10 protein-coding genes and 1 tRNA gene are annotated in these 12,268 nt (G+C 39.8%); 4 read left to right on the top strand and 7 right to left on the bottom strand.

The annotated features are described in order from the left end of the window. Positions 1-21 precede the first annotated feature (21 nt). The 6 genes from ACY10D_RS11860 to tig form a co-directional block, all read right to left on the bottom strand. A tRNA-Val gene (locus ACY10D_RS11860) sits at positions 22-97 on the bottom strand. Between the two features lie 16 nt (positions 98-113). After that, complete coding sequence (locus ACY10D_RS11855; protein ID WP_263478727.1) at positions 114-419, bottom strand: HU family DNA-binding protein; 306 nt, start codon at positions 417-419, stop codon at positions 114-116. A 123-nt stretch (positions 420-542) separates the two neighbouring features. Continuing rightward, the gene (gene lon, locus ACY10D_RS11850; RefSeq protein ID WP_487000932.1) at positions 543-2,894 is read right to left on the bottom strand and encodes an endopeptidase La; all 2,352 of its coding nucleotides are present in this window, start codon (positions 2,892-2,894) and stop codon (positions 543-545) included. Between the two features lie 11 nt (positions 2,895-2,905). Next, the gene (gene clpX, locus ACY10D_RS11845) at positions 2,906-4,216 is read right to left on the bottom strand and encodes an ATP-dependent Clp protease ATP-binding subunit ClpX (RefSeq protein WP_192484527.1); all 1,311 of its coding nucleotides are present in this window, start codon (positions 4,214-4,216) and stop codon (positions 2,906-2,908) included. An 88-nt stretch (positions 4,217-4,304) separates the two neighbouring features. Continuing rightward, entirely contained in the window at positions 4,305-4,916 is a 612-nt protein-coding gene (clpP, locus tag ACY10D_RS11840) for an ATP-dependent Clp endopeptidase proteolytic subunit ClpP (protein ID WP_192484528.1), read from the bottom strand. A 146-nt stretch (positions 4,917-5,062) separates the two neighbouring features. Continuing rightward, positions 5,063-6,379: a trigger factor gene (tig, locus tag ACY10D_RS11835; protein WP_487000931.1), complete on the bottom strand. Its 1,317-nt coding sequence runs from the start codon at positions 6,377-6,379 to the stop codon at positions 5,063-5,065. A gap of 244 nt (positions 6,380-6,623) precedes the next feature. Between tig and ACY10D_RS11830 the strand changes: the two genes are divergently transcribed. The 3 genes from ACY10D_RS11830 (at position 6,624) to fabV (ending at position 10,201) form a co-directional block, all read left to right on the top strand. After that, a complete protein-coding gene (locus tag ACY10D_RS11830; protein ID WP_487000930.1) occupies positions 6,624-7,838 on the top strand; it encodes a multidrug effflux MFS transporter in 1,215 nt (404 codons plus the stop codon). Between the two features lie 3 nt (positions 7,839-7,841). Continuing rightward, the gene (dinB, locus tag ACY10D_RS11825; RefSeq protein ID WP_487000929.1) at positions 7,842-8,900 is read left to right on the top strand and encodes a DNA polymerase IV; all 1,059 of its coding nucleotides are present in this window, start codon (positions 7,842-7,844) and stop codon (positions 8,898-8,900) included. Between the two features lie 107 nt (positions 8,901-9,007). Beyond that, positions 9,008-10,201, top strand: coding sequence for an enoyl-ACP reductase FabV (gene fabV, locus ACY10D_RS11820; RefSeq protein WP_487000928.1), 1,194 nt, complete (start codon positions 9,008-9,010; stop codon positions 10,199-10,201). Here the strand turns inward: fabV and ACY10D_RS11815 are convergent. Continuing rightward, entirely contained in the window at positions 10,198-10,878 is a 681-nt protein-coding gene (locus ACY10D_RS11815; RefSeq protein WP_192484533.1) for a response regulator, read from the bottom strand. The two genes, fabV and ACY10D_RS11815, sit on opposite strands and share 4 nt — an antisense overlap. Positions 10,879-11,227: 349 nt before the next feature. Between ACY10D_RS11815 and ACY10D_RS11810 the strand changes: the two genes are divergently transcribed. Next, positions 11,228-12,190, top strand: coding sequence for an FUSC family protein (locus tag ACY10D_RS11810; protein WP_487000927.1), 963 nt, complete (start codon positions 11,228-11,230; stop codon positions 12,188-12,190). Positions 12,191-12,268 lie beyond the last annotated feature (78 nt).

The raw sequence follows: 12,268 nt of genomic DNA, 5'->3' as shown, positions 1-12,268 counted from the left end.
AAAAGCATGCCTTTAAATATATGGTGGGTGCTGAGGGGATCGAACCCCCGACCCTCGCCTTGTAAGGGCGATGCTCTCCCAGCTGAGCTAAGCACCCACGCGCTGAACTGTGATTAGTTCACAGCATCTTTCAATAGTTTTCCTGCTTTAAATGAAGGTGATTTAGATGCTTTGATCTTCATTTTTTCACCTGTCTTAGGGTTGCGCCCCTCACGCGCCGCTCTTTCACGAACTTGGAATGAACCAAATCCAACAAGAGTAACTGTTTGACCTGCTTTTAACGCTTCAGTTACCGCTTCAGTTGTCGCGTCTAATGCGCGCTGAGCGACATCCTTTGTTACGTCAGCTTTTTCTGCGATTGCTTTTACTAGTTCACTTTTATTCACGATGCTTTCCTCTTTCGTTGTTGAATAACTCACTGTTTAAGCGGCTTGCGGCCGCCTAACTCGCCTAAGTTATAGCAAGCACAGTAGCGCACGTCAACACGGTTTATCGCTAATTCATTGTTTTTTAACGTTTTTTTGATGTTTTCCCATTTTTTTTTAGCTTTTTTTGGTTTTTTTTGACATCAGCGCACGCGCTAAAACTTCTTCAATTCTCTTAACAGCAATGATTTCCAAGCCATCTTTTACATTCTGAGGAATATCTTGAAGATCCTTTTTATTTTCAAATGGAATTAAGACTGTCGTAATACCACCGCGAAGTGCTGCCAAAAGTTTTTCTTTTAAACCACCGATAGGTAACACGTCACCGCGCAAGGTAATCTCACCCGTCATCGCGACATCTTTTCTAACTGGAATATCTGTCAATGAAGATAAAACCGCCGTGCACATCGCAATACCTGCACTTGGCCCATCTTTGGGTGTCGCACCTTCCGGTACATGGATATGAAAATCACGTTTCTCATAGAAATCATCATCCAATCCATAGTCTTTCGCCATCGTGCGCACGACGGTTAAAGCGGCATGAATCGATTCTTGCATCACTTCACCGAGTTTACCCGTACTCTTAAGCTTGCCTTTACCTGGGGTTGCTACTGCTTCGATGGTTAATAGATCACCACCCACTTCAGTCCATGCAAGCCCCGTAACTTGCCCAATTTTATCCTCTTGTTGCGCTAGGCCAAAATCATAGCGTCTAACACCAAGGTATTTATCCAAGTTTTTGCTATTAACTGAGACTTTCTTACCATCCTTAGCGGATAAAATATGTTTAACCGCTTTGCGACAGATCTTATTAAGCTCCTGCTGCAAGCGACGTACACCGGCTTCACGTGTGTAATAACGAATGATATCCTCAATCACTTTATCAGCAACAGCAATTTCAGCTTCTTTTAAACCATTGTCTTTAATCGCTCGTGGCAATAAATAATTCCTAGCAATATTCTTTTTTTCATCTTCGGTATAACCCGATAGATAAATAATCTCCATGCGATCTCTTAAGGCATCAGGGATATTTAAACTATTTGCCGTTGCCACAAACATCACATCTGATAGGTCATAATCGACATCTAGATAATGATCATTAAATGTATTGTTTTGCTCAGGATCCAATACCTCAAGCATTGCAGAGGATGGATCACCGCGAAAATCAGCTGACATCTTATCGATTTCATCCAATAAAAACAGTGGATTGTTTACCTGCACTTTACTGATTTTTTGCATAATTTGCCCAGGTAACGCACCAATATACGTACGTCGATGGCCGCGAATTTCCGCCTCATCTTTAACACCTCCTAATGCCATACGCACATATTTACGCCCTGTCGCCTTAGCAATTGATTGCCCCAATGACGTTTTACCAACACCCGGAGGTCCGACTAAGCATAAAATAGGGCCTTTAAGCTTACGCATTCTTTGTTGCACTGCTAGATATTCCAAAATACGCTCTTTGACCTTCTCAAGACCATAATGGTCCATATTTAAGGTATCTTCTGCTTGCGCTAAATCTTTTTTAACTTTGCTACGCTTTGACCACGGCAATGACGTTAAGGTTTCGATGTAGTTACGTGATACGGAGGCTTCAGCCGAAGATGGCGGCATGGCTTTGAGCTTCTTAAGCTCAGACAATGCTTTTTCAGTCGCCTCTTTTGACATCTTAGCCGTATCAATTTTTCCTTTTAATTGTTCAAACTCTTCAGCTTCATCAGTATCCCCCATCTCTTTATAGATCGCTTTGATCTGTTCATTGAGATAGTATTCACGCTGATTTCGCTCAACTTGCGATTTGACACGATCCTTGATGTTACGCTCAAGCTGTAATACATCAGTCTCTGCCATGAGTAGTTTTAGTAATAATGACGCACGTTGCTGCAAGCCTTCCGCTTCAAGCACTTCTTGTTTTTTGCTGACAGTCGCATGCGCTTGCGCCACGACAGTGTCAATAATCCGCGTTAAATTGGTATCTGACAAAATCGATGATAGGATTTCTTTGGGAATCTGACCATTCATATCTGCCAAAGTTTTAAAGCTCGATAAGATCGCACGAATAAAACCGCTTTCATCAACATCATTTAAGTCATTTTTTGTCTCAATCAACTCAATTTGAGCGGCAATAAAAGGTGTATCTTCAAAATACTTAAGCACCCTCGCTCGACGAACACCTTCAACAAGCACCTTGCACGTACCATCTGGCAGCTTCATCAACTGCAGGATCTTGGCATAGGTTCCTGTGGTGTGTAAATCCTTAACTTTCGGATTATCAATATCATCTGATTTTTGCGTCACCAGTAAGATTTTTTGTCTTGTTGCATGTGCTTCACTAATTGCGGCAATTGATTTTTCTCTACCGACAAAAAGTGGTACAGCCATATAAGGATACACGACGATATCTCTTAATGGCACAACCGGTACTAATTCTTCAACACTTTGTTTATCATTCGAATATAATTGCATGCATGCTAACCTTATTGAACTGAAGCTAATCTAAATTGTGCCTGATCTTTTAATACAATTAATGGCTCCTCTTTACCATTGATTGCTGCCTCATCAATCACAACTTTTTCAACATTTTCAATTGATGGTGCTTCAAACATGATATTAAGTAGCGCATTTTCCAAAATGGAGCGTAAGCCACGCGCACCTGTTTTGCGTTTAACTGCTCTATGGGCTGCTGCTTTAATCGCTTCAGGTGTGAACTCTACATTAACTTCTTCAATTTCAAATAGCTTGGTATACTGTTTGATCAAAGCATTTTTCGGCTCAGTTAAGATCTTCACCAACGCCTCTTCATCAAGCTCTTCCAAGATAGCCATCACTGGTAAACGACCAATCAACTCAGGGATCAATCCAAACTTAACCAAATCTTCTGGCTCAACTTGCTTAAGCAGACGATTATGTGACGCTTGATCATCTTTACCGAAAACATCAGCACCAAAACCAATACCTGATTTCTCAGTACGCTGCTGAATAACTGATTCGATACCAGCAAAAGCACCACCACAAATAAACAAGATATTTGCAGTATCCACTTGCTCAAGATCCTGATTAGGGTGTTTTCTACCACCTTTTGGCGGAACAGAGGCGACTGTGCCTTCAATTAACTTCAATAAAGCCTGCTGCACTCCTTCGCCAGAGACATCACGTGTAATTGATGGGTTTTCTGATTTGCGCGCAATTTTATCGATCTCATCGATATAAATGATGCCACGTTCTGCCTTTTTGGCATCAAAATCTGCATTTTGTAGCAGCTTTTGAATCACATTCTCAACATCTTCACCAACATAACCTGCTTCGGTTAAAGTCGTCGCATCAGCAATAGCAAAAGGAACGTTAAGCATTTTTGCCAAGGTTTGTGCCAACAAGGTTTTACCTGATCCTGTTGGACCTAGTAGCAAAATATTGCTCTTTGATAAAGTGACATCATCATCTTGCTTTTGCTTGTTATAAATTCTCTTGTAATGGTTATATACCGCTACTGATAGGACTTTTTTTGGTGCATCTTGACCGATGATATACTCATCAAGGTGTTTTTTAATATCAACCGGCTTAGGTAAACTTTGTTTGCCCTCAGCTGTTGATAAGTCCGGCTCTTGTGTTGCATCTTGCGGACCACCTGTTTTGATGATGCCCTCGCATAAGCTCACACATTCATTACAAATATAAACAGAAGGCCCTGCGATTAACTTACGTACTTCTTGTTGTGATTTCCCACAGAATGAACAATACAGCGCACGGCCATTATCACCATCACCGTCGCCACGTCTTTTTCTTGGCATATTTTCCTCTCTAAAAACAATCAAAATTATAAACGCCCACCGATTTGCGGGCGACTAGGCAGAAATTCAAGCTTTTATTTTTTTATTTTTATTTAATACCTGGAATATGCGCTCTTGATTCAATCACTTGATCAATTAAGCCATATTCTTTTGCTTCTTCCGCCATCATAAAATTATCGCGATCCGTATCTTTCACTGTCTGCTCATAAGATTGACCGGTATGACGCGCTAGCACATGATTTAAGCGCTCTTTGATTCTTAACATGTTGCGTGCATGGATCTCGACATCAGATGCCTGACCTCTAAAACCACCTAATGGTTGGTGAATCATGATTTGCGAATGCGGCAAACTATAACGCTTACCTTTTTCGCCTGCTGCTAATAAAACAGCACCCATACTTGCCGCTAATCCAATACAAATTGTGCTTACATTAGGCTTGATAAACTGCATCGTGTCATAAACACCCATGCCTGCTGTGACTGAACCACCTGGCGAGTTGATATAAAAATAAATATCTTTATCAGGGTTTTCAGACTCTAAAAATAACAATTGAGCGATCACTAAATTAGCCGATGTATCATTGACTTCACCATTTAAAAATATAATGCGCTCTTTTAACAAACGCGAATAAATATCGTAAGAACGCTCACCACGTGATGTTTGCTCAACAACCATAGGGACTAAATTATTTGTAATCATATTTTCACCTTATATCCATATTGCAAGTGTGTTTACACTGACAAGTTAATAACAAAAAAGCCACAAACGTGGCCCTTAGTTTAAGTCGATTATTTCATTTTCTCCAGTGCTTTACTTGCACAAATTGCGTTGTTTTAATTCATTGATTAAAACATGCCACCTTGTGGTAAAACTTTTTTGATCAATTCAAAGAAATCTTCTGTTTTTTCAGTAGATTGACCTTGCTCAACCACCCAATCCACTAGCTTATTTTCAACAACAACGTTTTTGATGTTTTCTAATTCTTTCTTATCACTGTTAACATGATCACGTACTTCTTGCGCATCTTCATACACTGATGCCATCTCTTCAATCACCGCGTCAATAGATTCTTGATCGGCTTCAAGTTTTTGATCACGTACAATCGCTTGCAAAATCAAACCAAGCTTAACTGATTTTTCAGCTTTAGCCTTGAATAAGTCATCTGGCAAATCTTCTGCTTTCATTTTTGACTTAGCACCACCCATACGCTCAATAAGATCATGCTTAGAGCGATCAATCTCACGCTGCACAAGCGCTTTAGGTACATCGAAATCAATAATATCAACCAACTGATCAAACACTTGTGTTTTGACCGTTTTATTAATCGCATTTTTTAGCTCGCGCGCCATATTTTGCTTAATCTCAGCATAAAACTCATCAACGCCACCTTTGATACCAAACTGCTCAACAAACTTGTCATCAATCTCTGGCAACTCAGCTTCTTTGATATTTTTAACGACGATGTCAAACTGTGCCGCTTTACCTTTTAACTCATCATTTTGATAATCTTCAGGGAAAGTTACATCAATGGTTTTTTCTTCATCTTTTTTCATGCCGATGATGCCATCTTCAAATCCTGGAATCATTTGACCTGAACCGATTGTCACTTCAGAGCCATTGGCTGAACCACCTTCAAAAACTTCACCGTCAACACGGCCAACGAAGTCAATCGTCACACGGTCATCAGCTTGAACTTCACGCTCAACATCCTTCCATGTGGCAAGCTGCTTACGTAGGTTACTGATCATCTGCTCTGTTTGCGCATCGCCTAACTCAACGACTGGTTTTTCAACAGTTACTTTATCTAAATCTTTAACAATCACTTCAGGGAAAAGTTCAACATTCACATTAAACTTAAGTGCTTCACCTTCTTTGTTATTTAGAATTTCAATCTCTACACCGGCCGCATTTAATTGTTGCTCTTGAATTGCTTGTGTATATTTATGAGGCAAAACATCACCTAACACTTCAAAACGTACTTGCTCACCATACTTTTTCTTGATCATACCCGCTGGCACTTTACCTGGTCTAAAACCATCTACTTTCGCTGTTTTAGCGATACGCTGAATACGCTTTGACACTTCTGTATCAATAACAGTTGCTGGTAATTCAATATTTAAAACGCAATGAATGCCTTCTTTTTTTTCAACAGATACTTGCATTACTAATCCTTATTTGTACTCTTTATATTTTTAAGGTTTAAAATTCAGGGTCAGAGTTTATATTTTGCCCGCTCAATTGTCTAGCGCTTTAATGCTTGAATTTAAAGCGCCTGTTTATTTTCTCCTTAGAAGCATTCAACTTTGCTTTGAGAGCAGGTACAATAACTCGCATTACCCGCTTGCAATCAAATCAAGCAGGCACAAAAATTAAAAAAACAAAGACAAAAAAGATAAAATAGACATCATGACACATAAAACCTATCAATGGCCGTATCCACCAGTTATTACGGTCTTTTTACTAGCACCCGTTGTTTTTAGCTTCGCATTGGCACTTGACACCTATATGCCCGTAATTCCTGAGATGAAAGCCATTTTAAACACCTCTCAGGAAATGGTGCAATTAACCTTATCTTTATTCTTCCTTGTTACTGGATTTGGTCAATTAATCTTAGGCCCATTATCAGATCAATTTGGTCGCTATAAAGTACTTTTTATTTCGGTGAGTTTGTTTTGTATCGGCTCATTGTTGTGCGCACTATCAAGCCATATCGGCTGGCTTATCGCCTTTCGTATCATTCAAGGCTTTGGTGCTTGTGGCATGTCCGTTAGTGCATTTGCGATTGTTCGCGATGCTTTCTCCGGCAAACAAAGTGCGATGATTTATAGCTTTCTAAATGCTATGATCTCAGTCTCTCCTATATTGGGCCCCATCATTGGTGTGTTATTAACTGCTTATTTCCCGTGGCATGCCGTGTTTTATTTTCTAACAGGGCTTGGTGTATTTACACTGATATTAACGATCTTGTTTGTCAAAGAAAGCTCACACCCTAATAATCGCAAACCTTTTAATTTAAGTCTATTTAGTCGTTACTTTAGCATTTGCAAGAGCCTGACCTTCTGGGCATATACCCTGCCTGCAATCGCAGGCGTTTCAGCTTTTTTCACACTTTTTTCAATGACACCCTACATCATTCAAACGCTTGGTGAACCGCGCTCACAAATCGGTATTTTCTTTGGTATGGCAGGAGGTGCTTTTTTAGTTGGCTCAATCATCTCTGGCGCCATTGTTCATAAACTAGGTGTTTTAAAGACATCGATTCTTGGATCCATATTGATATTATCTTCAGGCATTTTGCTGATTGTTATCTATCAACTGTTTGGTTTAAGTCTTTGGGGTTTCTTTGGTCCGAGCATGCTTGCAACTTTTGGCTGCGCATTAACCGCAGGTTCAGGTGCCAGTGGTGCGCTTGAGCCTTTTGGTGCCTACCCTGGAGCAGCATCTGCGATGTTTGGCGCACTTGAACTAGGTGGCAGTTCAGTGGTTGGCTCAGTGGCAACACTCTTTGCGATAAATACCTCTTACCCGCTGGCACTAACAATGCTCGCAACTTCCATCACTAGCTTAATTTTATTATTCGCTTTAGGCCTTTCTTTAAATAAGTACACAGCAAAGACATAAAACATGAGTGACTTTGCCACACGTAAAATCATTCATATTGATATGGACTATTTTTTTGCGCAAGTTGAGGAAAAAGACAATCCCACCCTTCGTGACAAGCCTTTTGCTGTTGGTGGCAACAATATCAAACGTGGCGTGCTATGCACTTGCAATTATATTGCCAGAAGCTATGGTGTGCATTCTGCGATGCCAACACGTATTGCATTACAAAAATGCCCCGATTTAATATTACTCCCCACTGACTTCGATAAATACAAGCGTGTTTCAAATATTATTCGCGATATTTTTAAAAGCATTAGCCCTCTGGTTGAACCCTTATCATTGGATGAAGCGTATATTGATGTAACCAATATCAAAAGCCACGCCAATAGCGCGACATTAATGGCTCAAGCTATAAAAAAAGAGATTTTGAAACAAACAGGGCTGACCGCCTCAGCCGGTGTTGCGCCAAACAAACTCTTAGCCAAAATCGCAAGTGACATCAACAAGCCCAATGGCTTATATGTCATTCGCCCACAGGATGTAGATAAATTTATTCAACACCTACCCGTTGGTAAGCTTTTTGGTGTTGGCAGTGTTACCAAGGATAAACTTCAAAAGATGGGACTTAACACCTGCGCTGATTTACAAAGGCTTGATATTAAAGTGCTTGAGCATCATTTTGGCAAGCTAGGCACGAGTCTATATGACTATTGTCGCGGCATTGATCGACGCGTAGTAAACCCCAAACGCATCCGCAAGTCATTAGGCGTTGAGCACACCTATCAACACGATCTAACCACAAAAGATGACTGCCTAAAGGCATTAACACAATTGCATCAAGAACTTTTAGCAAGACTCAAGCCTGAGCATACGCTATGTATTGAGGGTATTTTTATTAAAATCACTGATAACACATTCCATAAAACAAGCATTGAACGCCACACAGAAAGTAGTGAGCTTAATCTCTATTTACTGCTTTTTGATAACTTATATTACAAACAAAGCAACCCTATTCGTTTACTTGGTTTAGGTGTCAAACTCAGTGAGCAACCTGTCAAACAAATTCCCTTGGCTTTGTAATGAATATACACACCGCCAAATGATTATGGTGAGTATAACCACTTGACTCGCTAAGAGCTGCTGAATATCATCAACAACACTTTAAGATCTCAACTCATGGAAATATAATGATTGTAAAACCTGAAATTATGCGTGGTGGGCTAGTTAAGAACCCTCACCCAATGGGCTGTAAAGCGGTTGTTGAAAAACAAATTAATTATATGAAAAGCCTACCAAAGTTTGCTAATAAAAAGCGAGCACTGATTATTGGTGGCTCCTCCGGCTATGGTCTTGCCTCACGCATTGCCCTTGCTTATGGAGCTAACGCTGATACGATTAGTGTGTCATTTGAACCTGGTGTTAATGATAAGCGCTTAGGAAGTGCCGGTTGGTGGAATAACATCTGGTTTAAAGAACAGGCTGAAAAGGACGGGCTCATTGCTAAAAACATTATAGGCGATGCTTTTTCTGATGAGGTGAGACAACAAACCATCGATATGATCAAACAAGCGTTTGACGGCAAGATTGATATATTAATCTACAGCCTTGCCTCACCAAGACGCACAGATCCAAAAACTGGTATCACACATAGCTCAGTATTGAAGAGTACCGTCGGTGAAATTGCCGCACCCACCCTTGATCTGAATAAACAGATCATTGTTGATGGCAAGATGATGGCAGCAACAAAGCATGATATTGATGAAACAATTAAAGTCATGGGTGGCGAGGATTGGCAGCTTTGGATTGAATCACTTAAAGAGGCAGGCGTTTTAGCCGATGGCTTTAAAACCACCGCTTATTCCTATGATGGCGCTGATGGCACCGATGCTATTTATAAAAAAGGCACGATTGGTGCTGCTAAACGTCATTTAGAAAAGACTGCACTAACGCTTAACAATGAATTACATGATTTGCAAGGTGAAGCATTTGTTACCGTTGCCAAAGCACTAGTTACTAAGGCTAGCGCCTTTATCCCGCTATTCCCACTATATGGTTGCGCACTTTTCAAGGTCATGAAAGAACTTGGCACACATGAGAACACCATTGAGCAAATCGATCGCTTTATGCGTGATATGCTCTATGGCAATAAGCGTATTACCGATGAGGTTGGGCGTGTGCGTCCTGATAACCTTGAGATGGATGACAACACGCAAATCCTAACTAATGCGATCATGTCACAAATGACTTCTGAGAACTTTAAAGAGATTAGTGACTTTGCGGGATTTTATCAGGATTTTTTAGAGCTCAACGGCTTTAATGTTGCGGGTGTCAATTATGATGCATCTATTGATATTGATGCATTAAAATCAAAGCAGCCTTAGCCATTTGACGCTTCTTGCGGTGGTTTTTGAATAATATAGCCAACACCACGCAGTGTTTTGATATATTTGTTCTGGATTTTCTTACGCAAGTTATGAATATGCACTTCTAAGGTATTGGAATCAACTTCTTCATCCCAACCATAGAGCTTTTCAAGCAGCTTTGTTTTAGAAACCACTTTACCAATGTTTTCTAACAAACATTCTAATAGTGCAAATTCACGTCTGGATAATTTAACAAACTCGCCATTGATCGTTAGCGTTTGTGCCGCAGGATCTAACTCCAAAGCCTCAAATTTAATCTTAGGTTCGCTGCGTCCAACAGAGCGCCTCACCAATGCACGCATTCTTGCCAAAAGCTCAGATAAATCAAAAGGCTTTGTCAAATAATCATCCGCTCCTGAATCCAGTCCACGCACCCGATCATCAATTGCATCACGCGCTGTTAATAGTAATACAGGAACTGCGTTACCTTTCGCTCGAATGCTTTTAACAATGGCAATACCATCCTTATGCGGCAAACCAATATCCATTACCACGGCATCATAAGGCTCAGTATCTAACGCAAGCTCAGCCATTTTACCATCACGCATCAAATCAACGGCATAATTATGCTGCCTTAAGCCCTCAACAATACCATCACCTAACATTTCATCATCTTCAACGACTAATATTCGCATGAAATATTCACTTATATTTACTCGACAATGCTTGAAATAGTAGCACTATCAATGCCAAAGGTTGATATGTTTCGCCAACTTTTCATCCATTTAGATATTCTAAACAACTATCTAAACTAAATGAATGTAAAGTTTGATCCGGCTGTAATATAATCTGATTATCAATAACAAAAAGGATGTATATACCGCTCGTAAATCATTTTGCGGTGTTGGATGCCGAAGAAGTTTTTGATGATTTTAGGTGACTGAATTGCCGGTAATAGCTAGGACTATTGCCAAAGTTCAATCATCTAAAAGGACATAAAATTCAATGGTAGAAATGCTGTGAAATGGTTTATGGGCGGTATATATGCATAAAATTTTCAATTATTCATCCATCATTAAAATGCTTATTGCGGTTTTGCCTGCGGCTATTTTAAGTTATTTGCTTTCACAACCTATTTATCTATTGTGTGGTTTATATGCGGCTGCAGTAATTATTCCTTTTTGTGATCACGCCAGTAAGCGCATTGCTTTTGTGATGCTTATTTTTTTGTTTGTGATCACCTTTGTTTTAGTCAAACTGCTGATGCATAGTGACTTTTATTTCATTAGTGTCGTCTCAATCATTGCGATCATCATTGGTATGATTGAAACTTATAATCCAAGCTTTAAATCGATGGGCGCTTATTTATTTATCGGTATTATCTATACTGCTTTTGAAACAAGAGCATATGGTGATCTAATCACTATTGCGATCATTGCTAAGCTTTTTGGCATAAGTCTTTTGAGTGTTTTGATTGTTTTTATTATGAATCTTACAACAAAAGCAGCTAAGGGCTATCAAAACTTTACATTACAACTACAATCGCAGCATTGCATTCATTACTGTGTTTATTTCTTACCGCTTTTGATCAGCATGCTTGTTTGGCATTTTTCACAACTAGCTGAACCGCAATGGCTGCTATGGTCATCATTATCTGTCGCCAGTCTTAGCTTTAAAAAGGCACGAGATAAGATTCAAAAACGCATCACTGGCGCATGTATTGGTTTATCATTGGGCATCATCGTCACACTGCTGTTTAACCTAAATAGCCCATTGATTTTTAACTTAAGCTTTGTCGGTATTATTTTCAGTTTACGAGGCATTAACAACTATACTGCATCCTTTGCAACCCGCTGTTTTTTCATCGTTACCTTTGCCGGTGCACATTACCTATATACCAGCAGTGATCGAATCATTGATGTATTTATCGGTGGTTTGATCGGTCTAATAAGCAGCGCTGCTTTAAGCTATATTATTCAATGCCGTGAGAATGAAATAAGTTACTAATTGGTGTTACGCACTTTAGAAAAAACTATGATTTTATAAACACCCCGTCAGCCTACGGCTGCCACCCCTCTTGAAAAG

The sequence above is a fragment of the Cysteiniphilum sp. genome (genome assembly GCF_057495195.1).
Note: the sequence above shows the minus strand (reverse complement) of the source record. Positions and strands in the feature narration are given on the sequence as shown.